The 21,908-nt window shown below is 67.5% G+C and carries 22 protein-coding genes; 5 read left to right on the forward strand and 17 right to left on the reverse strand.

Annotated features, from left to right (window positions below; genetic code table 11):
• On the reverse strand, positions 1-691 hold a 691-nt coding region (locus AWC02_RS04080), incomplete at its 3' end, for a glutamine synthetase beta-grasp domain-containing protein (protein WP_207567991.1).
• 262 nt (positions 692-953) lie between these two features.
• On the opposite strand from AWC02_RS04080, the gene gltB reads away from it, so the two are divergent.
• Entirely contained in the window at positions 954-5,558 is a 4,605-nt protein-coding gene (gene gltB / locus AWC02_RS04085; protein ID WP_085127481.1) for a glutamate synthase large subunit, read from the forward strand.
• A complete protein-coding gene (locus AWC02_RS04090; protein ID WP_085127483.1) occupies positions 5,551-7,002 on the forward strand; it encodes a glutamate synthase subunit beta in 1,452 nt (483 codons plus the stop codon). Before gltB ends, AWC02_RS04090 begins: the two co-directional genes overlap by 8 nt.
• 15 nt (positions 7,003-7,017) lie before the next feature.
• On the opposite strand, the gene AWC02_RS04095 is transcribed toward AWC02_RS04090, so the two are convergent.
• From AWC02_RS04095 to AWC02_RS04115, 5 genes are read right to left on the reverse strand one after another with little or no spacing between them, the layout of a single operon-like run.
• Positions 7,018-7,839 carry an ABC transporter permease gene (locus AWC02_RS04095; RefSeq protein ID WP_085127485.1) on the reverse strand — a complete coding sequence of 274 codons (822 nt, stop codon included), beginning with the start codon at positions 7,837-7,839 and terminating at the stop codon, positions 7,018-7,020.
• Positions 7,836-9,005 carry an ABC transporter substrate-binding protein gene (locus AWC02_RS04100; protein ID WP_109560862.1) on the reverse strand — a complete coding sequence of 390 codons (1,170 nt, stop codon included), beginning with the start codon at positions 9,003-9,005 and terminating at the stop codon, positions 7,836-7,838. Before AWC02_RS04100 ends, AWC02_RS04095 begins: the two co-directional genes overlap by 4 nt.
• Positions 9,002-9,745, reverse strand: a complete 744-nt coding sequence (locus AWC02_RS04105) for an ABC transporter ATP-binding protein (protein ID WP_085127490.1) — start codon at positions 9,743-9,745, stop codon at positions 9,002-9,004. The genes AWC02_RS04100 and AWC02_RS04105 overlap by 4 nt, the downstream gene beginning before the upstream one ends.
• On the reverse strand, positions 9,721-10,767 hold the full coding sequence (locus AWC02_RS04110; protein ID WP_085127492.1) for an acyl-CoA dehydrogenase family protein: 1,047 nt from the start codon (positions 10,765-10,767) through the stop codon (positions 9,721-9,723). The genes AWC02_RS04105 and AWC02_RS04110 overlap by 25 nt, the downstream gene beginning before the upstream one ends.
• Positions 10,764-11,297: a DUF4242 domain-containing protein gene (locus AWC02_RS04115; RefSeq protein ID WP_085127494.1), complete on the reverse strand. Its 534-nt coding sequence runs from the start codon at positions 11,295-11,297 to the stop codon at positions 10,764-10,766. Before AWC02_RS04115 ends, AWC02_RS04110 begins: the two co-directional genes overlap by 4 nt.
• An 85-nt stretch (positions 11,298-11,382) precedes the next feature.
• Between AWC02_RS04115 and AWC02_RS04120 the strand changes: the two genes are divergently transcribed.
• Positions 11,383-11,973, forward strand: a complete 591-nt coding sequence (locus AWC02_RS04120) for a TetR/AcrR family transcriptional regulator (protein ID WP_109560863.1) — start codon at positions 11,383-11,385, stop codon at positions 11,971-11,973.
• Between the two features lie 369 nt (positions 11,974-12,342).
• Here AWC02_RS04120 and AWC02_RS04125 read toward each other — a convergent pair whose 3' ends face one another.
• Positions 12,343-13,200 carry an LLM class F420-dependent oxidoreductase gene (locus AWC02_RS04125; protein WP_085127496.1) on the reverse strand — a complete coding sequence of 286 codons (858 nt, stop codon included), beginning with the start codon at positions 13,198-13,200 and terminating at the stop codon, positions 12,343-12,345.
• 114 nt (positions 13,201-13,314) lie between these two features.
• On the opposite strand from AWC02_RS04125, the gene AWC02_RS04130 reads away from it, so the two are divergent.
• Positions 13,315-13,737, forward strand: coding sequence for a hypothetical protein (locus tag AWC02_RS04130; protein WP_085127498.1), 423 nt, complete (start codon positions 13,315-13,317; stop codon positions 13,735-13,737).
• An 11-nt stretch (positions 13,738-13,748) separates the two neighbouring features.
• On the opposite strand, the gene AWC02_RS04135 is transcribed toward AWC02_RS04130, so the two are convergent.
• Complete coding sequence (locus AWC02_RS04135) at positions 13,749-14,381, reverse strand: TetR/AcrR family transcriptional regulator (protein ID WP_085127500.1); 633 nt, start codon at positions 14,379-14,381, stop codon at positions 13,749-13,751.
• Between the two features lie 76 nt (positions 14,382-14,457).
• On the opposite strand from AWC02_RS04135, the gene AWC02_RS04140 reads away from it, so the two are divergent.
• Entirely contained in the window at positions 14,458-15,927 is a 1,470-nt protein-coding gene (locus AWC02_RS04140; protein ID WP_085127502.1) for a flavin-containing monooxygenase, read from the forward strand.
• 4 nt (positions 15,928-15,931) lie between these two features.
• Here the strand turns inward: AWC02_RS04140 and AWC02_RS04145 are convergent, their stop codons facing one another.
• From AWC02_RS04145 to AWC02_RS04185, 9 genes are all read right to left on the reverse strand, one after another.
• Entirely contained in the window at positions 15,932-16,651 is a 720-nt protein-coding gene (locus AWC02_RS04145) for a YggS family pyridoxal phosphate-dependent enzyme (RefSeq protein ID WP_085127504.1), read from the reverse strand.
• A gap of 16 nt (positions 16,652-16,667) precedes the next feature.
• The gene (gene rraA / locus AWC02_RS04150; RefSeq protein WP_085127506.1) at positions 16,668-17,141 is read right to left on the reverse strand and encodes a ribonuclease E activity regulator RraA; all 474 of its coding nucleotides are present in this window, start codon (positions 17,139-17,141) and stop codon (positions 16,668-16,670) included.
• A 6-nt stretch (positions 17,142-17,147) separates the two neighbouring features.
• Positions 17,148-17,633, reverse strand: coding sequence for a hypothetical protein (locus AWC02_RS04155; RefSeq protein ID WP_085127508.1), 486 nt, complete (start codon positions 17,631-17,633; stop codon positions 17,148-17,150).
• Positions 17,634-17,722: 89 nt separating this feature from the next.
• Positions 17,723-18,259 carry a copper resistance CopC family protein gene (locus AWC02_RS04160; RefSeq protein ID WP_085127510.1) on the reverse strand — a complete coding sequence of 179 codons (537 nt, stop codon included), beginning with the start codon at positions 18,257-18,259 and terminating at the stop codon, positions 17,723-17,725.
• Positions 18,256-18,930, reverse strand: coding sequence for a YcnI family copper-binding membrane protein (locus AWC02_RS04165; protein ID WP_109560864.1), 675 nt, complete (start codon positions 18,928-18,930; stop codon positions 18,256-18,258). The genes AWC02_RS04160 and AWC02_RS04165 overlap by 4 nt, the downstream gene beginning before the upstream one ends.
• Entirely contained in the window at positions 18,927-19,586 is a 660-nt protein-coding gene (locus AWC02_RS04170; RefSeq protein WP_085127512.1) for a DUF6474 family protein, read from the reverse strand. Before AWC02_RS04170 ends, AWC02_RS04165 begins: the two co-directional genes overlap by 4 nt.
• A gap of 64 nt (positions 19,587-19,650) precedes the next feature.
• Entirely contained in the window at positions 19,651-20,049 is a 399-nt protein-coding gene (locus AWC02_RS04175; RefSeq protein ID WP_046317286.1) for a helix-turn-helix transcriptional regulator, read from the reverse strand.
• Positions 20,050-20,387: 338 nt separating this feature from the next.
• Positions 20,388-21,077, reverse strand: coding sequence for a TMEM165/GDT1 family protein (locus tag AWC02_RS04180; protein WP_085127514.1), 690 nt, complete (start codon positions 21,075-21,077; stop codon positions 20,388-20,390).
• 102 nt (positions 21,078-21,179) lie between these two features.
• On the reverse strand, positions 21,180-21,710 hold the full coding sequence (locus AWC02_RS04185; protein WP_046317289.1) for a hypothetical protein: 531 nt from the start codon (positions 21,708-21,710) through the stop codon (positions 21,180-21,182).
• Positions 21,711-21,908 lie beyond the last annotated feature (198 nt).

Here is a 21,908-nt window from a genome sequence, read left to right on the forward strand (position 1 = left end):
GGGTGTTGAACTTGTAGTTGATCTCGGTCTGCCCGCCGGTGCCGACCTCGTGGTGGCCGCGTTCGACGGTGAAGCCGGCGTTTGTGAGGTTGGTCGCCATGGCGTCGCGCAGGTCGACGTACTGGTCGGTGGGGGCGACGGGGAAGTAGCCGCCCTTGGGGCGGACCTTGTAGCCGAGGTTGGGGCTGCCGTCGGCTTCGGTGGTGCGGCCGGTGTTCCACCAGCCGGCGCCCGAGTCCACCTTGTAGAACGAGCCGTTGATCTGGGAGTCGAAGCTGACCGAGTCGAAGATGTAGAACTCGGCTTCGGCGCCGAAGTAGGCGGTGTCGGCGATGCCGGTGCTGGTGAGGTAGTTCTCCGCTTTGCGGGCGATGTTGCGGGGGTCACGCGAGTAGGGCTCGCGGGTGAACGGGTCGTGGACGAAGAAGTTCAGGTTCAGCGTCTTGGCGGCCCGGAAAGGGTCGATGCGGGCGGTCTCCGGGTCGGGCAGCAGCAGCATGTCCGACTCGTGGATGGACTGGAATCCGCGGATCGATGACCCGTCGAAGGCCAGCCCGTCCTCGAAGACGCTCTCATCAAGGGCCGATGCGGGGATCGAAAAGTGCTGCATGACCCCGGGCAGGTCGCAGAATCGAATGTCAACGTACTCAACCGACTCATCGGCGACGAGCTTGAAAATATCGGCGGCCATGTGGGTCTCCTTCGGATGCAGGCAGCCAAACCATAAGCAGCACACATTTCCTGGACATCATCGAGTTATTGCGACGGCGTTACACACCCTTCACGACAGCATCACTGTCCAGCGAACTAGCACGTTTGCTGGGTAGGGGTATATCGTTGCGTTGCCTGTCGAGATTTTTCAGGCAGAACGCCGTTCAACGTCGCACGGATCAATCCCCTTGACCGCTTGTCCTACGGGCGAGCGGGTAAGGCCGTGCGAAGGGTCAGGTGAAATGGCACCCAGTCGGGTGGGGCTCTACAACCCCGCGTTCGAACATGACGCGTGTGGGGTTGCCATGGTGGTGGACATCCATGGCCGGCGCAGTCGTGACATCGTGGACAAGTCGATCACGGCGCTGCTCAACCTGGAGCATCGAGGTGCTGCCGGAGCCGAACCGAACAGTGGTGACGGGGCCGGGATCCTCATCCAGATTCCCGACCGGTTCTTTCGTGCGGTAACCGACTTCGAACTGCCGCCCGAGGGCAGCTACGCAACCGGGATCGCCTTCTTGCCGCAGTCGGCCAAGGAGTCCGCGGCAGCCTGTGTCGGCCTGGAGAAGATCGTCGAGGCCGAGGGCCTACAGGTGCTCGGCTGGCGCGAGGTTCCGGTCGACGACTCGTCGCTGGGCGCCCTGGCCCGTGACGCGATGCCGGGTTTCCGCCAGCTGTTCATCGGCGGAGCGTCCGGGATGGCTCTGGAGCGCCGCGCCTATGTGGTGCGCAAGCGCGCCGAACACGAGTTGGGCACCAAGGGCCCCGGGCAGGACGGTCCGGGAAGGGAATCCGTTTACTTCCCAAGCCTTTCCGGTCGCACGATCGTCTACAAGGGCATGTTGACCACGCCGCAGCTCAAGGCGTTCTATCTCGATCTGGCCGATGAGCGCATGGAAAGCGCCTTGGGCCTCGTGCATTCGCGGTTCTCCACCAACACCTTCCCGTCGTGGCCGCTGGCACATCCGTTCCGCCGTATCGCCCACAACGGCGAGATCAACACCGTGACCGGCAACGAGAACTGGATGCGGGCCCGGGAGGCGCTGATCCGCACCGATGTCTTCGGCGCCGACGGCGGCCAGCGCAGTGCCGACAAACTGTTCCCGATCTGCACCCCGGGGGCCTCCGACACAGCCCGCTTCGACGAGGTACTCGAGCTGCTGCACCTGGGCGGCCGCAGCCTGCCGCACGCGGTGCTGATGATGATCCCGGAGGCCTGGGAACGGCACGAAAGCATGGACGGCCCGACCCGGGCGTTCTACGAGTACCACGACTCGCTGATGGAGCCGTGGGACGGCCCCGCCTCGATGACCTTCACCGATGGAACCGTGGTGGGGGCGGTGTTGGACCGCAACGGCCTGCGGCCGTCCCGGATCTGGGTCACCGATGACGGGCTGGTCGTGATGGCCTCCGAGGCCGGGGTGCTCGATCTGGACCCCGCCACCGTCGTCGAGCGCCAGCGGTTGCAACCCGGCCGGATGTTCCTGGTGGACACCGCCGCCGGGCGGATCATCTCCGACCAGGAGATCAAGTCGACGCTGGCCGCCGAGCGGCCTTACCAGCAGTGGATCGACGAGTGCCTGATCGGCATCGACGAGCTTCCCGCCGGTGACGCGCCCCGGATGGAGCATCACCGGGTTCTGCTGCGCCAGCAGATGTTCGGTTACACCAACGAAGAGCTCAACCTGGTGCTCGCACCGATGGCACGCACCGGAGCGGAGCCGATCGGATCGATGGGCACCGACACCCCGGTGGCCGCGCTGTCGGCTCGTCCGCGCCTGCTGTTCGACTACTTCCAGCAGCTGTTCGCCCAGGTGACCAACCCGCCGTTGGATGCCATCCGCGAAGAGGTGATCACCAGCCTGCAAGGTGCGCTCGGGCCGGAGGGCGACCTGCTCAACACCGGCGAACCCACGTGGCGTCAGGTGGTGCTGTCCCAGCCGATCTTGAGCAACGCCGACCTGGCGAAGCTGTTGAAGCTGCAGCCGGACCAGCGAATCGGCTCTCGGGGGCCGCACGGCCTGTCCACCGCGGTCATCAGGTGCCTGTACCCGCCCGCCGCCGGCGGGGCCGGTCTGCGCACGGCGCTGCGGCAGGTGTGCGAGCGTGCGTCGGCGGCCATCGCCGAAGGCGCCAGCTTCCTGGTGATCTCCGACCGGGAGTCCGACGAGACCCTGGCTCCCATCCCGTCGCTGTTGGCCACCGCCGCGATACACCACCATCTGGTAGCCGAGCGCACCCGTACCAAGGTGGGCCTGGTCGTGGAGGCCGGTGACGCCCGCGAGGTGCATCACATGGCGGCGTTGATCGGGTTCGGCGCTGCCGCCATCAACCCGTACCTGGCGTTCGAGTCCGTCGAGGACATGCTCGACCGGGGCCTCATCGAGGGTCTGGACCGGGAAAAGGCACTGGCCAACTACGCCAAGGCGGCGGCCAAGGGCGTGCTGAAGGTGATGTCCAAGATGGGCATCTCCACGCGGGCCTCCTACACCGGCGCCCAGTTGTTCCAGCCGATCGGTATCTCCCAGGACGTGCTCGACGAGTACTTCACCGGCTTGTACTGCCCGATCGGCGGCATCACGCTCGACGACATCGCCGCCGATGTCGCGGTCCGGCACGAGTTGGCCTACCTCGACCGTCCGGAAGAACGGGCGCACCGGGAGCTGCCGGTGGGCGGCGAATACCAGTGGCGCCGCGAGGGTGAATACCACCTGTTCAACCCCGAGACGGTGTTCAAACTGCAGCACTCCACCCGCACCGGGCAGTACGAGGTGTTCAAGGAATACACCAAGCTGGTCGACGACCAGAGCGAGCGGCTGGCGACCCTGCGCGGCCTGCTGCGCTTCAAGGCCGGCCAGCGTCCGCCTGTTCCGATCGACGAGGTCGAGCCGGCCACCGAGATCGTCAAACGGTTCGCCACGGGCGCGATGAGCTACGGATCGATCTCAGCCGAGGCGCACGAGACACTGGCGATCGCAATGAACCGCATCGGCGGGCGGTCCAACTGTGGCGAGGGCGGCGAGCACTCCGACCGCTTCCTGCCCGACCCGGACGGTTCCTGGCGGCGCAGCGCGATCAAGCAGGTCGCCTCGGGCCGATTCGGCGTGACCAGCGACTACCTGGTCAACTGCACCGATCTTCAGATCAAGATCGCGCAAGGGGCCAAACCCGGTGAGGGCGGCCAGCTTCCGGGCAACAAGGTGTATCCGTGGGTTGCCGAGGTTCGGCATGCCACGCCTGGTGTCGGACTGATCTCGCCACCCCCGCACCACGACATCTACTCCATCGAAGATCTCAAGCAGCTGATCCACGACCTGAAGAACGCCAACCCCGAGGCGCGTATTCACGTGAAGCTGGTCGCCGAGAACGGTGTTGGCACGGTGGCGGCCGGGGTCTCCAAAGCCCACGCAGACGTGGTCTTGATCTCCGGGCACGACGGAGGTACCGGTGCGGCACCGCTCACCTCGCTCAAGCACGCCGGTGCGCCGTGGGAGCTCGGGCTGGCAGAAACCCAGCAGACATTGCTGCTCAACGGCCTTCGGGACCGCATCGTGGTCCAGGTGGACGGCCAGCTCAAGACCGGCCGCGACGTGGTGATCGCCGCGCTGCTGGGTGCCGAGGAATTCGGCTTCGCCACCGCACCTTTGGTGGTGTCGGGCTGCATCATGATGCGGGTCTGCCACCTGGACACCTGCCCCGTCGGGGTGGCAACCCAGAACCCGGAGCTGCGCCGGCGGTTCACCGGCCAGCCCGAGTTCGTCGAGAACTTCTTCTGGTTCATCGCCGAAGAGGTTCGCGAGTATCTGGCGGCGCTGGGATTCCGCAGCATCAACGAGGCCGTCGGCCAGGTGGAGGCGCTGGACACCACTTTGGCTCGGGCGCACTGGAAGGCCCACAAGCTGGACCTCGCACCGGTTCTGTACCAGCCGGACTCGGCGTTCATGAACCAGGACCTGTACTGCACTTCGGCTCAAGACCACGGACTGGACAAGGCCTTGGACCAGCAGCTGATCGCCATGAGCCGCGAGGCTCTCGATTCCGGCACCCGGGTCGAGTTCACCAGCGATATCTCCAACGTCAATCGGACGGTCGGCACCATGCTCGGCTACGAGGTGACGAAGGCCTACGGTGCCCAAGGTCTGCCCTCGGACACCATCAACATCACCTTCACCGGTTCGGCGGGCAACAGCTTCGGCGCGTTCCTTCCGCCTGGTATCACCCTGCGGGTCTTCGGTGACGCCAACGACTATGTCGGCAAGGGTCTGTCCGGCGGCCGGATCGTGGTCCGGCCCCCGCTGGACTCGCCCGAGGGCTACGCCGCGGAGGACAACATCATCGGCGGCAACGTGATTCTGTTCGGTGCCACCTCCGGTGAACTGTTCCTGCGCGGGGTGGTCGGCGAGCGGTTCGCGGTCCGCAACTCCGGTGCGGTGGCGGTGGTCGAGGGTGTCGGAGACCATGGCTGTGAGTACATGACCGGAGGCAAGGTTGTGGTGCTGGGCAAAACCGGCCGCAACTTCGCCGCCGGGATGTCCGGGGGAGTGGCCTATGTCTACGACCCGGACCGCGAACTGGGTGGCCGCCTGAACACCGAGATGGTGGACCTCGACACGTTCGACGATTTCGACGCCGAAGATGTGGAGTGGCTGCGTTCGGTGCTGAACGCGCATGCCACGGCTACCGACTCGGTCCCGGCGCAGACGATCCTGGCCGACTGGGCCAACCGTCGACGGGACTTCGTCAAAGTGATGCCGCGCGACTACCGGCGGGTGCTCGCCGCGGTCGCCGAGGCGAAAGCCAGCGGCACAGATCCAGAGGAGGCGATTATGGCGGCGGCTCATGGCTGACCCGAGAGGATTTCTGAACAACACCCAGCGCATCCTGCCGTTGCGCCGGCCTGTTTCCGAGCGGTTGCAGGACTGGAACGAGGTGTATCAGGACTTCGCCGAAGACACGGTGCGCCAGCAGGCTGGACGCTGCATGGATTGTGGTATTCCGTTCTGCCACAATGGATGCCCGCTGGGTAACTTGATCCCGGAGTGGAACGACCTGGTGCGCACGGGGCGATGGCGGGAGGCCTTCGACAGGCTGCACGCCACCAACAACTTCCCGGATTTCACGGGTCGCCTGTGTCCCGCGCCGTGTGAGCCGGCTTGTGTGCTGGGCATCAACCAGCCGCCGGTGACCATCAAGCAGGTCGAGTACGAGATCATCGAACGCGGCTTCCGGGAAGGCTGGGTGGAGCCGATTCGGCCATCGGTCCGTACCGGAAAGTCGGTTGCGGTGGTGGGCTCCGGGCCGGCGGGTCTGGCCGCGGCCCAGCAACTCACGCGCGGCGGCCACGATGTGACGGTTTTCGAGCGCGACGACCGCATCGGCGGTCTGCTGCGTTACGGCATCCCGGAATTCAAGATGGAGAAGCGCATCCTGGACCGGCGTCTGGAGCAGATGGCCGGCGAGGGAACGACATTCAAGACAGGTGTGAATGTCGGTGTGGACCTGACGGTCGAGCAGCTGCGTGCCGATTTCGACGCCGTGGTGCTGGCCGGCGGCGCCACCGCCTGGCGGGACCTGCCCATCCCGGGCCGGGAGCTCGACGGCGTCCATCAGGCGATGGAATACCTGCCTTGGGCCAACCGCGTTCAGGCCGGTGATCTGACCGAGCCGCCGATCACCGCCGAGGGCAAGAAGGTGATCATCATCGGCGGCGGCGACACCGGAGCCGACTGTCTGGGGACGGCGCACCGCCAGGGCGGGACCTGCGTGCACCAGTTCGAGATCATGCCTCGCCCGCCGGAGATCCGGGATCCCTCCACGCCGTGGCCGACCTACCCGCTGATCATGCGGACCACCTCGGCGCATGAGGAGGGCGGGGAGCGCGTGTTCTCGGTCAACACCGAGGCATTCCTCGGTCGCGACGGTCGCGTGACGGGTTTGCGGGCCCACGAGGTGCGGCGCCGAAACGGCGGGTTCGAGAAGGTGGAGGGCACCGACTTCGAACTCGAAGCCGACCTGGTGCTGCTCGCCATGGGCTTCGTCGGGCCGGAACGCTCTCCGCTGCTGGCCGATCTGGGAGTCGAGTTCACCGAACGCGGCAACGTGGCACGCAATGAGGAGTTCGCCACCGGGGTGCCCGGTGTGTACGTCGCCGGCGACATGGGCCGGGGCCAGTCGCTGATCGTCTGGGCCATCGCCGAAGGACGGGCTGCCGCGGCATCGGTGGACCGCTACCTGATGGGCCGGACGGCGTTGCCGGCCCCCATCACGGCCACCGCGGCGCCGATTCGCTGAATCGGCGCCGCGGCGTCAGCCGGCGGTGGCGCGCCGCGGTGCCAGAAGCAACCGGGCCGCCAGGTCGAGCAGGTAACCCAGAACGCCGATGACGGCGATCACCGCGACCACCGACGCGTAGTCGAGCTGATCACGGGCGTTGAGGATCTGGTAGCCCAGGCCGGACCGCACGCCGAGCATCTCGGCCGGCACCAGCACCACCCAGGCGATGCCCAGGGCCAGGCGCAGACCGTTCTGTACCTGCACGCGGACCCCCGGCAACACCACTGCGGTCAACTGCTCGAAGCGGCTGGCGTGCAGCGACTGCGCGACGTGCAGGTATCCCGGGTCGATGGCGTGTACGCCGGCGACTGTTCCCAACAGCACCGGCCAGACCGCCGCCGCGGCGATCAGGAAGATCACCGGCTGGCTGCCGATGCCGAACACCGCCACGGTGATCGGCGTCCACGACAGGGGAGAGATCATCCGCAGGAACGCCACCAGAGGGCCCGCCGCGCGCTCGGCGGTGCGGCTCAGCCCGATGAGCAGGCCCGCCGGGATACCGACGAGTGCCGCGATCAGCAGACCGATCACCAGCCGGTAGAGGCTCACGGCGGTGTCGGGCACCAGCACACCCCGGCCGAGCAGGTCGCCCAGCGCCGCCAGCACGTGCTGGGGCGCGGTCTGGCGCAGCAGTGACTGCGGGGGGCACAGCGCCGATGTCGCCGCCCACCACAGCGTGATCGCGACGCCCACGCTCGCGACCGGCGGCCAGAACCTAGGCCACCACCGCGATCGTCCGCCGGCGTCGGAGGCCGGCTCCGGGTGGTCGCTGCGCCGCACTGCGATGCTCGTCATGAGGTGGCCACCTGTTCTTCTCGATGCAGTGATTCGGGCAGTCCGAACGCCGACGGACCGCCGTGTCGCGTCAGTGCTTCCCGGACGAACTGGTCGTCGACGAGGTCGTCGTGCACCTGGGCCGGATCCAGTCGATCCAGGAAACGCCGATCGCCGTCGATGATCGTCTCGCCCATGGCTTCCACCAGGCGGTGGGTGAAGCTGGGGAAGGGGAACGGGGTGTAGCCCAGCCGCTGCGGTTGCCAGTCGGGGTGGATCAGCGGATACGGCGGAGTGGGGTAGGTCAGGGCCAGCTGCACCGCCGGCACGGGTTGCGGCAGGTAACGCCCGCCGCCCAGGGCCTTGGCCGCGCCCGGCCGGTCGGAGTTCAGCAGCAGCTGCGCGCCGACGACGGCATCGGTCACCTGCGCAACAGCATTGGGCCGCTGGGCGATTACGTCCTCACGGGTGATCAGCGCGCAGCAGGCGTGATCACGCCAGACGTCGCCGAGAAAGGTGTGGATGCGGCCGATCTTCTTGATCGAGGCGGCCGCGTTGAACGGATCTGCGACCACGTAGCCGCCGATCGAACGGTTGGCCAGTGCGGGCACCATGTCCGACGGGCTCATCACGATCAATTCGACGGTGCGTGCGGCCCGAGAAGCGCTGCGCCGCAACACCGGGCGAAGTCCGTGTGCGCGTAGCAGCTGCTGCACAACGATGTTGTGAATGGACCACCAGAACGGGATGGCCACCTGGGTGCCGGCCAGGTCGGTCAGGTCTTCGATGCCGGGCGCCACGGTCAGCGCCGAGCCGTTCGTGTGATTCCAGCCCAGTACCCGCACGCCGCCGCCCAGGGCGTAGCGCAGTTGCACGGCCATCGGCATCAGCAGGTGGACCACGTCCACCCTGCCGGTGACGAACGCCTCGGCCAGTGCTGCCCAGCTGCGGAACAACACCGGTTTGGCGGAACTGACCACCCCGGTCGGATACAACGCGGCGCTGTGCGCCAGCAGCAAGGGGGCCGCGTCGGTGATCGGCAGGTAACCGATGCGCAGCGGACCACCGGTGTCGGACGCGCGCGCGGCGGTGGCGCTGCGGGCCAGATCCCCGATCCCGAGGACGCCGCCGGCCGCTGCGGCCGAGGCGGCGCCGAGCAGCAGACGACGGCGTGTCAACGCTGTCACGACGGCACTCCACCGGCGACGGTGCTGCGGTCGGCGTCGTAGCGCGCCAGAATCTCCTGGCGCACAACGGCCAGTCGGTCGGGGGTGCCGGTGCCGACCGTCCATTCGTCGCGCAGCTGTCCATCGGCGCCCAGCAGTACGATTCGCTCGGCCAGCCGCAGCGCCTCATCGACATCGTGGGTGACCAGTACCACGGTCACGCGCAGCTCGGCGGCCAGCTGGCCCAGCCAGCCCTGCAGGTCGGTGCGGGTGGTCGGGTCCAGTGCACTGAACGGCTCGTCGAGCAGCAGCAGCCGCGGATTGGTGGCAACCGCGCGCAGGATGGCCACCCGCTGCGCCTGCCCACCGGAGAGCTGATCGGGATAGCGATCGGCCAGCTGGTCGACGCCGAAGCGCGCCATCAACTCCGCGGCGCGCGCCTGGTCGAATTCCGCCCGGTGCGCGGCGAAGCGCCGAGCGTAGGTGACGTTGTCGGCGACGCTCAGCCAGGGCATCAGGAGCGGTCGCTGGAATACGACACCCGTTCGTGGCCGGTTGCCGGCGGAATGCCAGGTGACGGTGCCGCCATCCAGCGTCTCGAGGCCGGCCAGTACCCGCAGCAGCGTCGACTTGCCGCTGCCACTGGCGCCCAGGACAGCGACGAACTCTCCGTCGCCGACCGAGAAGTCGATATTGCGCAGTACTGCGACGGAACCGAATCGCTTGCTGCCCTGGGTTACTCGAACCGACTCAGTTCCCACCGCAGTTGTCCTTCCGATGGCGATTGGATGGGGAGAAAAGCGGCTTCCCGAAAGCGCCGGTTGGCTGCGCTGCGGGTTGCATAGCCCGCGCCACCGGCCACGGTCGATTCCAGCCGGGTGGCGTTGACCGCGGTGGTCGCGGCGTCCAGCCGCAGCCGGATGATGTCGGCCAGGTCCGCGTCGGGCGATCTGCCGGCCAGCGTGTACAGCGTGGCACGCAGCTGGTGGAGCTGCTGGCCGAGCTCAGTGCGTTCGAGGGAGAACAGCTGTGCCAGTTTGCCTCGGCTCTGGTGCGCCCCGTCGAGTGCGGCGCCGGCCACTCCGACGCAGAATGCGCTCTGCAACAACAGAAAAGCTGGTCGAATAGTGCTGACGAAGCCCGCCATGTTCCAGGTCAGGATCTGCTCGGGCCGCACGGCAACGTCGTCGAGGTGCAGGGATGTGGAGGCCGTGGCACCCAAGGCCATCAAGGTGGGTGCCGGGTTGACCGTGATACCGGGAGTATCCGCATCGACGACCGCGACGAGGGTGGCTCCATCGGGCCGACGTGCCGGCAACACGATCACAGAATCGTCGAAGACGTTGGAGGCCCAGTGAATCGGTCCGGAGACTCGCAGGTCGTCGTCGGCACCGTCGGCGATCAGCGGCACCGGGCCCAGTCCGGCGACCTGTTTGAGTCCGGCGGCCATCGCCGTCACTCCCGGTCGGTCGCCGTTGCTCAACTGGACCAGGCGGCCCTCGCGCGCCGGAGCCGGCGCGTGGGCCAAGTAGGTGACCGCCATGGTGTGCGCCCATAACGAGAATCCGACTGCCAGACTCGCGGCCGCGGTGCGTTCGATGGTCGAAATCAACTCGGGCAGACCGTCGTCGCGCAGCGCCGCGGCGAAGAAGCCTGCCGAGCCGAACCGGGCCAAGTCGGCGCGGACGTCGAATTCTCCGGCATCGAGTCCCTCGGCACGGTCTGCCACGGTCGCGGTGAGATCGGCCAGCGCGGTGGGCACATGACGCACCGGTGTGCTCACCGTGGTCCGCCTTCGAGGCGGTGGAGCCGGTCGATGGGGGTGGTCACGGCCTCACGGGCGCGGCGGACGGCGGCCTCGTCGGGGGCGTCGTAGAAGCACAGGCACTTGTCCATGTCTTCGCGCACGTAGGTGCGCAGGAAGGTCACCTCCGGGACATCGGCGTACTTCGGTGCCTTCGCCTTCTTGCGGGCAAGGTAGGTGTCCATGTCCAGCTCGGCGGGCAGATCCCATTCGACGAGGTAACCGGCGGCGGGGCGGATGGCCTTGAGCTGCGCGAGGTCGGCGCCGACCAGCCGTACCGGATGGGGGCCACTGACCTCGGCCGCCGACAACGTCGCCGCGTCGACCGATGGGGCCTGGCAGGTGCCGAATTCGGTGATGGCGAAGATCCGTCCGGCCGCACCGGTCACCTGAACCTCGATCAGCTCACCGCCGTCCTGCTGGACGAGGGTGTCGAGTTCCTTGATCGCGCGGTCGGCATCGGCGCGGTCGTGGCGCAGCGGGGCGATCTCGTAGAGGTACAGAGTCATGGGGTGTCCTTTCGCCGTCGATGGCCACGACGGTGCCAGTGATAGACAGCCCTGTCTATTGAAGATGCTGGGTTAGTCTGCTGCCATGACGGGCATGACCGGATCCCGGCGCGGGGACGCCATCCACGCCGCTCGCGGCACGTCTGCGGCTCAGCGGCTTCTCGATACTGCAACGGAACTCTTTGCCGCACAAGATATTCGGGAAGTCGGCATCGACCGCATCCTGGCGGAGGCGGGGGTGGCGAAAGCCAGTCTCTACAACCTCTACGGCTCGAAGGACGCACTGGTGCTGGCGTATCTCAATGCTTTGGATCAGGCTGATCGCAAGCGATACGACCGCGCTGCGGCGCGGTTGCGCGATCCGGTCGAGCAGATCGTGCTGTTCTTCGATCTGGCTGCGGCAGCTGCCAGAAAGCGCCGCTATCGCGGATGCCTCTACGTCAACGCCGCGGGGGCCTACGCGGGCGTCGACCTCGAGCCGGTGGTGGCCCACCGCCGTTGGATGCGCGAGACGCTGACGGGGTTAATCACCGAAGCCGGGGTCGGGGAGCCGGAGCAGCGGGCCGGTGAGGTGCAGCTGCTCTATGACGGTGCGCTGGTCGGCTCCAAGGTCGAGCGATCGGTTGCGCCGATCATGCGGGCGCGCGAGCTGGCCCTGCAGCTCCTCGGCGACTAGATCCCATGAGTCACTTTTTCAACTTCTGCCCCAACGATCGGCGCGTCGCAAGATGTTTGCCGTGAGGCGGGTGTCTAATGGACAGCTATGTGATCCACGTTAACAAAGTGTTAACATGGTTCGCATTGAATCCAATCTGGTCCGATCCGGGGCGGGGGACAGCGCCGTGTACACAAACCCGATATACCGATACCGGATGGGCCGTATGGCCTGGTCACTGCTGCGGCATCCGCGGCGAAGCCGTGAGTTCCCGGCCAAGCACGAGCGCCTGATCACCGCCGACGAACTCGTCCGCTTCGTCACGTAGGCTGCGCCGCGAACCGGGGGTTCGAGTCGTCTGCGGTCGGCGCAGGGGTTTGCTGAGCGTGATCATTTCGCAACCGAAGCCAACAGTCCGGAGTCGCGGATCGCTTCGGCCAGCGGTTCCAGCACCGCAGGGTCATGGGGTGTCGGCAGGTAGATGATCGCCAGGTCGAGTCCCACCGCGCCCAGGGCGGCGGCCTCGTCGACCGCCCGGCGGTAGTCCAGGTCCGGCTGCAACCGGACGTGCGCCGACAGGAGGTGGTCCGGTTCGCGGCCGATGTCGGCACAGTGGGCGGCCAGCACCTCGCGCTTTCGGGCGAACTCGGCGGGCGTGCCACCGACGAAGTTCCAATGCTGCGCATAGCGCGCCGCGATCTTCAGGGTGCGCCGCTCGCCGTTGCCGCCGATGCAGATCGGTGGATGGGGACGTTGTGGGCCCTTGGGTTCATTGCGGGCGTCGGTGAGTTGGTAGTAGGTGCCGGAAAACGTGGTGGTCGGGGCGCTCAACAAGCCGATGAGAACCTGGCAGGCTTCCTCGAACCGGTCGAAGCGCTCGCCGATACTGCCCAACTCGATCCCGTAGGCGCCGGATTCCTCCTCATTCCAGCCCGCGCCGATACCGAGCTCGAGCCGGCCGGCGGAGATGATGTCGAGGGCGGCGGCCATGTTGGCCAGCACGGCGGGATGGCGGTAGTGCACACCGGTCACCAGGGTTCCCAGGCGCAGCCGTGTGGTCGCCTGCGCCAGGGCCGTCAGGGTGGTCCAGCCCTCCAGGCACGGACCGGTCGGGTCGGAGAAGATCGGGTAGAAGTGATCGAAGGTCCAACCGGACTCGTAGACGTCGATATCGTCCGCGGCTCGCCAGACGGCCAGCATGTCGGCCCAGGTGGTGTGCTGGGGCGAGGTCTTGAACGCAAAGCGCATCTCGCCGAGCCTAGCGGTGTCGCTGGTCTTGGGGGACCGGGCGCGGCCAGCACACGGCGATTCTTCGCCTCGGCGCACAACCGCCGGACGGACAAGTAGGCTCAGCCGGTGGTTATGAGTCTGGACATCGACACCAAGGTGACCTTGTTGTCGGCCGGTCTGATCTTTCTCCTGGCGCTGGGGCTGGGGGTCTGGAAGTACCAGCAGATCGCCGCCTCGGAGGATGGTCAGGCGCACGTATACGTCGACATCGCGCACCGGGCGGCGCTGATGTATTCCTTTGCCGCCTTGTTGGTGGCGGTCTTCGTCGAACTGAGCGGTTGGCCGACCTGGGTCAACATGACCGCGGCGATGGTGATGGTGACCTTCTTTGTCGCCGCCATCGGCAGCTACATGTTGCACGGTGTATTGCGCGACACCACAAATCAATTCAGGTCGGGCAGCTGGCAGCTGCGCCTGGGGATGGTGTTGCTCATCGTTGGTGAGATAGGCGGATTCTCGATGCTGCTGGCCGGTTTCGGCGCGTCCCAGTTCTAAGCGGAGCTCACCTACGCCGGGCCGTAGATGCTGCTGACCCAGATGTGGGTCAGGGTGTCGACCACCTGGTCGTGCGGCACCGACGGATCCTCGGCCAGCAGCGCGGCCATCATGGTGCGTTCGTTCATCTGGTTCAGCGACGTGGCAAGGTCCACGGCGTCGATGGTCGCCGGTGCGGCACCGCGATCACGTTCGGCGGTGATCATCGCGGCGGTCTGCTGGATCCACTTCTGCATGAAGCCGTTCCACATTGCCCGGAACTCAGGGCTGGTTGCCAGCGCCTCGGTGCCGGCGCGGGCGATCGCCCGGTGCGAGCTGAACGCGAGGAAGAAGGCCTTGATGCCGTTGCGCCAGATTCGGCGCGGGTCGCTGGGCAGGCGTTGCACCGCCCCCTCGAACTCCGAGTCGGCGGCGGCGATGAGCGGCTCCAGCAGGGAGAGCAGCACGGCGTCCTTCGACTTGAAATAGAAGTAAAAGGTCGGCCGCGAGATGCCCGCGCCCCTGGCCAGGTCGTCGACGGAGATCTCGCCGAGCGGGCGCTGTTCCAGCAGCCGTTCGGCGGTGGCCAGGATCGCCTGTTCGCGATCGTCTCCGGACGGCCGGGTCCCACGACGTCCGTGACGGGTCGCATTGGGGCTGGCCATGGCGGTTACTTTACACCATGTCGAGTTTATCAACAGAGCGTTGACTCACTCGACACACCGTTGATAACCTGGCGCCATGACTGAACACCTCGATGTTGTGATCGTCGGCGCGGGGATCTCCGGTATCAGCGCTGCCTGGCACCTGCAGGATCGTTGCCCGAACAAGAGCTACGCCATCCTGGAGAGCCGGGACAACCTCGGCGGCACCTGGGATCTGTTCAAGTACCCGGGCATTCGCTCGGATTCGGACATGTTCACCCTGGGCTTCCGGTTCAAGCCCTGGCGCTCGGCGCACAGCATCGCCGACGGCGCCTCCATCTGGAACTACATCAACGAGGCCGCCGCCGAGAACGGCATCGACAAGCACATCCGTTACCGGCACCGGGTGACGGCCGCCGACTGGTCTGACGCCGACAACCAGTGGACGGTCACCGTGGACAACAACGGCAAGCAGGAGCAGATCACCGCATCGTTCGTGTTCGCCTGCAGCGGCTACTACAACTACGAACAGGGTTACTCGCCGGAGTTCCCCGGCGCCGACGACTTCGCCGGAACCATCGTGCACCCGCAGCACTGGCCGGAGGACCTGGACTACGCCGGCAAGAAGATCGTGGTGATCGGCAGCGGCGCCACCGCGGTGACCCTGATCCCCGCGCTCGCCAATTCCGGGGCGGGGCATGTGACCATGCTGCAGCGGTCGCCGACCTACGTCGGCGCGCTCCCGCTGGTCGACCCGATCGCGGAGAAGGCCAACCGCTACCTGCCGGAGAAGGCGGCGCACTTCGTCAACCGATGGAAGGCCATCGGCTTCAGTACCGTGCAGTACCAGCTGGCGCGGACCTTCCCGAAGTACATGCGCAAGACGCTGATGACCATGGCCAAGCACCGCCTGCCGAAGGGTTATGACGTGCAGAAGCACTTCGGCCCGCGGTACAACCCGTGGGACGAGCGGTTGTGCCTCGCCCCCAACGGCGACCTGTTCAAGACCATCCGCGACGGCAAGGCCGACGTCGTCACCGACACGATCGACACCTTCACCAAGACCGGGATCCGGCTGAACTCCGGGCAGGAGCTCGACGCCGACATCATCATCACCGCGACGGGTCTGAACATGCAGCTGCTGGGCGGTGCGACCCTGTCGCGCAACGGTCAGCCGATCGACCTGCCCAAGTCGATGACCTACAAGGGCCTGATGTTCTCCGGGGTTCCCAACGCGGCGGTCACCTTCGGTTACACCAATGCGTCGTGGACCCTCAAGGCCGACCTGGTCTCGGAGTTCGTCTGCCGGGTGCTCAACTACATGGACGAGCACGGCTTTGACCGGGTCGAGCCGCAGCATCCCGGCGACACCGTGGAGGAACGGCCCTTCATGGACTTCAACCCCGGATACTTCCGCCGGTCGATGGACAGCCTGCCCCGGTCCGGGTCGGTGGCACCGTGGCGGCTCAAGCAGAACTATCTGCTGGACCTGCAGCTGATCCGGTACGGCAAGGTCGACGAGAAGTCCCTGCGGTTCAGCAAGCATCGGGCCCCGGTGAACGCCTAGCCTGCTAGCCGTTCTCCGGCCAATAGAAGGAATCCGGGTGGGGTCGGGCGCCGAACAGGGCGGTCCCGATCCGCACCTCGGTGGCGCCCTCGGCGATCGCGAGGGGAAAGTCGCCGCTCATCCCCATCGACAGTCGCGGAAGGTCATGGCCGCGCGCCACGGCGTCGTCACGCAGTTCGCGTAGCCGTCGAAAGCAGCCGCGAACCGCGTCCGGATTGTCGGTGTTGATGGCCAGCGTCATCAGGCCGCGGACCCGCATGCTGGGGTAGCCGGCCAGCTCATCGAGGAAGGGGAGCAGCTGGCCGGGGTCCAGACCGTACTTGCTGGGCTCGTCCGAGGTTTTGACCTGTACCAGCACGTCCATGACACGGCCTTCGGCGCGCAGGTGCCGGTCCAGGGTCGCAGCCAGTCTGGACCGGTCCACCGACTGCACCTCGGCGGCCAGCCGCGCGACCACGCCGGCTTTGTTGGTCTGCAGGTGGCCGATCATCACCCAGTCGATCCCGCAGTCGGCCAGCGGCTCGAACTTGTCCTTGATCTCCTGGACCTTGTTCTCGCCGAATCGGCGCAGGCCCAGATCGACGGCTTGCCGAATCAGGTCGGGACCGAAGGTCTTGCTCACGGGCAGCACCTCGACGTCCCCGGGCGAACGGCCCGCGGCGCGGCATGCGTCGTCGACTCGTTCCCGCAGCAGCTCCCAGCGTGCCCGCAACGTGGCTTCCATCGGTGCGCCGGGCCCCTCAGACGACGACGATGCCGTCGTCGTCGCTGTGCGCCGTCGCGCCGGGCACGAACGCGACACCGCCGAAATCGACCACGACGTCGCGCTCGCCGGCACCCGTTTTGCCGCTCTTGCGTGGATTGGTGCCCAGCGCCTTGATCCCCAGGTCGAGGGTGCGCAAGGTCGCCGCGTCGCGCACCGCGCCGTGCACGATCAGTCCCGCCCAGCCGTTGCCGCGGGCCAACTCGGCGATGACGTCACCCACCAGCGCGGTATGCAGGGAGCCGCCGCCGTCGATCACCAGCACCCCGCCCTCACCCGGTTCTGAGAGCACCGATTTGAGCAGCGCGTTGGCTTGAAAGCAGCGCACCGTGCTGATTCGCCCGGCGAACTCCCTGCGGCCGCCGAGCTGGCGGAATTGGACATCGCAACTGCGTACGTCGGGACCGATCTCATCGACCAAGTCGGCGGTGGGCCGGAAGCGAGCACTCACCGCGGGTCAGCCTCGGCGCGCGCGGCGCCGCCGGCGGAGCAACAGCAAAGCGAGCACGCCGAGCACTCCGGCAGCCAACAGCGGGCTCGGAGGCCGTGGTGACCGTGGCACCGGCGGGCTCAGCGGGTTTCGGGCGGTGTCCACCGTGGTCTTGGCCTGGGCGGCCGTTTCCTTGGCGCCATTGGACGGTTGCGCCGCGCCGTTGGTGGCCACGGCCGCCGCGGCCGGGGCTGCGGGCGCGGGGGCAGGCGCCGCGGGTGCGCTCTTGGTGGGCGCCTTCTTCGCAGGCGCCTTCTTCGCGGCTTTGGCCGGAGCCTTCTTGGCGACGGCTTTTTTAGCCGGGGCCTTCTTGGCGGGCGCCTTCGGTGGCGCCGGCGCCGGCGGATCTGCGGGCTTGTCTGCGCCAGCGGGGGCCACCGACTCGGGAGACTCGGGAGACTCGGGAGACGAGGCGGTGGAATCGGGATCGGGCTGGCCTTGCGATTCGGTCATACGGCAGCTCCTCTGCGGGTTCTGGTCGCGGAAACCGGCAACGTTCCCATCATGCCAGCATCTGCCCTCGGTGACCGCCGGCCGAACAATCAGGAGCGGGAGCGGCTGAACCACAGACCGGCCGCGACGAGTGCCACCGCGCCGGCGACGAAAGGCCAAATGGGCATGTCAGAGGGTGCGTCGGCGTCGCGGTGCCCAACGGAGGGTGCGGCGTCCGAGCGGTCGCCGACCGCCGGTCCCGGCTCCCCGGTGCCGGCTACCGTCAGCTGGAACGGCCACGATCCGGACACCACGTGCCCGTCTGCGGAGGTGACCCGAAAGTGGACGGTGTAGGTGCCGGCCGGTCCCAGCGGGCGCACCGCGACGCTGGCGACCGCGCCGGTCACCTGGGTTTCCCCGGTGGACCACAGGTGACCGTCGGGCCCCACGACGGTCATGGCGGCGAAGTCGGCCTGCAGTTGCTCGTTGAAGGTGGCGCTGACCCGGTCGGGTCCGCTCGACAGCTCCGCATCGCGCGGCGGGTCGGTCGAGACCAGCACGGCGTGCGCCGCGGCGACCCCGACGCTTGCCGACAGCATGCCCAGCGCAAACACCGCCGCCAGCACGGCGCGCAGCACCCGCCTCATGCCCGCCGCCTGGCCAAGGCGATCGCGGCGGCCAGTGCGGCGACCAGCAGGGCTGCCCCGCCGAGCAGGCGGGCCGGATTGTCGGCGGAATGCGGCGTGGCCTCGGGGCCGGCACCGGGCGCCGGGCCGGCCGACACCGCGGGCTCCGGGTGTTGGGCGTGGTGTTCAGAGCTGGGTGTCGGTCCGGAACCCAGCGCCAGGGTGGGCACCGGGTGCTCTGCCTGGCCGCCACCGGCCGGGGGAGGCTGATCCCAGCGCACCTCGGTGCCGTCGGCGTATCGCTGCGCCGACGGGAAGTTCACCGTGTCGGCGTCCGGCAGCCGCATCGCTATCCGGAACAGCCCGAACTGGTCGACTCCGATGCCGCCGTCGGTGGCCGTCCAGGTCACCGAACGCACCGCCCCCGATTTCGGGTCGCGGTCCAGGCGCGCCGTCCAGCCCGGTTTGGTTTCGGTGCGAGCTGAGGCGACGTCGGGCAGCGTGACGGTGAGTTCCGTTGTGGCCGAACCGTTCGGAGACTCATTGGGCACCTCGAACGTCACCATTGCGACCCCGCCCCGCACCGCGCCGGGACTGCTGGCGTGCACATGTGCCCAGGCGGAACCGGCGCCGGCGAACGAACCCGCGGCGATCGCGACGGCCAGCGCCAGAGCGCGCATCCCGCCGGTCATACCGGCAGCCCCAGCCGGGCCATCAGATCGGCATCGATGCCATCGAGCTGGTCGCCGATGGCTGCGGCGGCGACACGGCGCCGATCGACCGGCATGGTCTCCGCAGCGGTCACCGCCGTCGACAGGTCCGACAGCCGTTCGGTGATCGCCGCGACGAACTGCTTGGTCTCGGGGTCCTTGGGTTTGCGGTCCTGCACCAGCCGCAGGGTCTTCTCCGCGCCCGCGATCCGTGCCGAGAGCTGCGCCAGGTTGCCGGAGAACTCGCCGATGCGGGCCAGCGGCACCCCGAGCCCGGCGGCCCGCTGCTCGTCGATCAGTCCGCGTACCGCCATCGCGGCTCGGTAGACCAGCGGTACGACCACGGGAGCCAGCATCCTGGCGACCACCAGGGTCCGGCGGATTCGGGCCGGGGACAGCAGCCGGCCGTCGCGGGCGGCTTTGAGTTGACTCTCGGCCGCTTTGAGCGCGGTGCGGTCGCGGTTGCGGTCCGACTTGATCTGCGCTTTGAGGGCGCGGTCCTGGGCGCGCTGGGCAGCCTTGAAGCGTTTCGCCTCGCCCTTGGCTGCGAGCCGAGCCTCGAGCCTGGCGCCGGCTTTCAGCGCACGGGCCTCGGCCCGCCGGGTCGCGCGGCTCTTGCGTTTTCTGAACAGGCCCATCCCGGCCGCCTCCCCGGTGTCTCGCTGAAACCGATCAAGTCACCCTAATCGCGCCACCGGCACCTCAGGCGCTGAGGTGCTCCTTGCGGCGCAGTTCGTCGATGTGGGCCAAAACGTCTTCCTGGGCCTCGGGGGAGAGGCCGACGGCGTGGGTCGCGATGCGGCGCACCCCGGCATCGCGGATGCTGTCCAGCCAGGACAGCTCCGCGTCGAGCTTGGCGTAGTACTCGTCGTCGGTGAAGAACGCAGGCTTGATCCGGAAGAAGTTGGCCAATGCCGCCATGGTGGCGGTGGACGGGTTGGTCCGGTTACCCGAGCGGAGCTGAGACAGGTAAGGGGCCGACATCGTTACGCCCTCCGCTTTGAGCGCCGCGATCACCTCCGCGGACGTGTGCGGTCCGCGTCCGGGTGGATACACCACATCGAAAAGGCGGTTCAAGCGGACGGCGAACGACACGCTCATCGATAGGACCTCCATGGGGTAGGCAGGCGGTCGAGGCGCTCTGCGCGGGCGGAGCAGAAACGCCTGATGATTTGCTGATCATCGTAGCGATAGTTACCGACACAACCAAGAGTGTTCGCGTAGCGAATCCGATCTTGATGTACGAGAAAGGGTTTGGCGCAGTTCAATCGTTGGTCTTAGCGATCCCTGTAGTCCAATTCTTGTGTATTACCAAGCACAATTGCGGCCTCGTTGGCGAACGAAGCGCAACGGCAAGCTTAGTCGGCGGGTCCGCGTCGTCGGAAGGCGCTCCGGCCAAGCGCAAGCTGCCCCGCCGATTAGGCCGTCAGGGGGATTTGCTACCGGGCGGTGGAATCGTCTCCGGTGGCCGATGCGGAACGGCGGCGCGACGCCCGCCACAGCGCTGACGCCGACGCCACGGCCGCCAGCGCGGCGACCGCGGCGACCGCCACCGGCCGCCGGCCGAGGGCCTCGTCGAACAGAATCCACAACCCGCACGCCAGGAACAGCAGGCTCGCCGCGGCATGCAGGGAGTGCTCGGGCAACCGGCGGTGCAGCACCGCTCCGGCGGCGATCGCCACCGCGTCGGCCAGCACCATCCCCACCGTCGCGCCCAGCCACACGCCCAGCCAGTCACGGTCGCTGGCCAGCGCGACCGTGGCCAGCATCGTCTTATCGCCCAGCTCGGCCAACAGCACCGAGGACACGACCGCCAGCAGCGCGAAGCGCGGCTCACCGACGGAGGCCTGCCCGGAGCCGGGGCGGGCACCGTCGCGCCACGTCCAGGCCGCGAAACCGATGAAGGCCACACCGGCGATGGCTGCGATCGGGCGAGCCGGCAACGTCAGGCCGAGGAAGTGCCCGACCGTCACCGAGATTCCGTGGACGGCGAAGGCGGCAATGGCCACCCCGCTGAGCACCACCCACCACCGGTGGCGCAGGGCGTAGGTCAAGGTGATCAGTTGCGACTTGTCGCCGAGCTCAGCGGCGAACACCACGGCCAGGCTGATCAGAGCGGCGGCGAGCATGCGCGACGACCTTTCGTCAGCTGCCGAGGCTAGTGACGCTGGGGGCCGGTTCGCCAGCCGCCGGGAGATTTCGGCAAGCCGAAATCTCGCGTGCAAAATCCCTTATGCGGCAAGCAGCATGGCCAGTATCGCGGTATCGGGATGGCTCACCGGGTCGACACCGACGCGGCTCACCAGCGAGGTGACGGTGCCGTCGGCGTCGGCTTCGACCCAGGCAGCCCGATGCTGCAGACCCAGGTGAGGCAGGCCCGGTAGCAGCACGCATCCTGAGGCCGCCCCGCGGCACTCCGGCAGCGAGGGAATGGTTTCCGACGGCGGATGCAGCATCAGCAACGCGGACGGCTGGCGGCCGGCGAAACATCCCGGGGGGATCGCCGACTCGCCCGTGACGGTGCCCTCAGCCAGCAGTAACCCGACTGCGCCAGGGTTATCCGGGAAATCTTCGTGGGTACCGAAAATCGTTGTGGTAGTGAGTAATCCAGGCATCGATGCTACCCGGACCGCGACACTGAGCAGTTGAGCCCATTCCTTGGTCGAATCCGGCCACCGGCCGAACACCACGAATCCGTGAAGCTCGCCCCCGGAATGGAAAGGGGCAACCTCGATCGCCCGTCCGGGTCCTGTTGTCTCCATCGCGCACCCTCCGCGACATTGTGGCTTGTTGGCTTGACGCGCCTGCTCGCATTTCAGCGGGTGGGTTGTCTGCCAGCATGCGGCACCGATGAGGGCGATTCAAGCGGACACGGCGGACGAGCGGGAATTGAGACGGTATAGAAACCAGGCGGGGCGCCGCGCCAATCGCGCGACGCCCCAGCCGGGCCGGTGCTACCG

This window comes from Mycolicibacter engbaekii (assembly GCF_002101585.1).
GTDB classification, from domain to species: domain Bacteria; phylum Actinomycetota; class Actinomycetes; order Mycobacteriales; family Mycobacteriaceae; genus Mycobacterium; species Mycobacterium engbaekii.

Excerpts from the sequence above, each read along its gene's own strand:
- AWC02_RS04185 (WP_046317289.1), bottom strand. The coding sequence starts at position 21,710 with ATGGAGACAACAGGACCCGGACGGGCGATCGAGGTTGCCCCTTTCCAT.
- AWC02_RS04155 (WP_085127508.1), bottom strand. The coding sequence starts at position 17,633 with ATGACCGAATCGCAAGGCCAGCCCGATCCCGATTCCACCGCCTCGTCT.
- AWC02_RS04090 (WP_085127483.1), top strand. The coding sequence starts at position 5,551 with ATGGCTGACCCGAGAGGATTTCTGAACAACACCCAGCGCATCCTGCCG.
- AWC02_RS04165 (WP_109560864.1), bottom strand. The coding sequence starts at position 18,930 with ATGACCGGCGGGATGCGCGCTCTGGCGCTGGCCGTCGCGATCGCCGCG.
- AWC02_RS04130 (WP_085127498.1), top strand. The coding sequence starts at position 13,315 with ATGAGTCTGGACATCGACACCAAGGTGACCTTGTTGTCGGCCGGTCTG.
- AWC02_RS04115 (WP_085127494.1), bottom strand. The coding sequence starts at position 11,297 with ATGACTCTGTACCTCTACGAGATCGCCCCGCTGCGCCACGACCGCGCC.
- AWC02_RS04170 (WP_085127512.1), bottom strand. The coding sequence starts at position 19,586 with ATGGGCCTGTTCAGAAAACGCAAGAGCCGCGCGACCCGGCGGGCCGAG.
- AWC02_RS04145 (WP_085127504.1), bottom strand. The coding sequence starts at position 16,651 with ATGGAAGCCACGTTGCGGGCACGCTGGGAGCTGCTGCGGGAACGAGTC.
- AWC02_RS04120 (WP_109560863.1), top strand. The coding sequence starts at position 11,383 with ATGACGGGCATGACCGGATCCCGGCGCGGGGACGCCATCCACGCCGCT.
- AWC02_RS04095 (WP_085127485.1), bottom strand. The coding sequence starts at position 7,839 with ATGACGAGCATCGCAGTGCGGCGCAGCGACCACCCGGAGCCGGCCTCC.
- gltB (WP_085127481.1), top strand. The coding sequence starts at position 954 with ATGGCACCCAGTCGGGTGGGGCTCTACAACCCCGCGTTCGAACATGAC.
- AWC02_RS04160 (WP_085127510.1), bottom strand. The coding sequence starts at position 18,259 with ATGAGGCGGGTGCTGCGCGCCGTGCTGGCGGCGGTGTTTGCGCTGGGC.
- AWC02_RS04135 (WP_085127500.1), bottom strand. The coding sequence starts at position 14,381 with ATGGCCAGCCCCAATGCGACCCGTCACGGACGTCGTGGGACCCGGCCG.
- AWC02_RS04175 (WP_046317286.1), bottom strand. The coding sequence starts at position 20,049 with ATGAGCGTGTCGTTCGCCGTCCGCTTGAACCGCCTTTTCGATGTGGTG.
- AWC02_RS04180 (WP_085127514.1), bottom strand. The coding sequence starts at position 21,077 with ATGCTCGCCGCCGCTCTGATCAGCCTGGCCGTGGTGTTCGCCGCTGAG.
- AWC02_RS04125 (WP_085127496.1), bottom strand. The coding sequence starts at position 13,200 with ATGCGCTTTGCGTTCAAGACCTCGCCCCAGCACACCACCTGGGCCGAC.
- AWC02_RS04140 (WP_085127502.1), top strand. The coding sequence starts at position 14,458 with ATGACTGAACACCTCGATGTTGTGATCGTCGGCGCGGGGATCTCCGGT.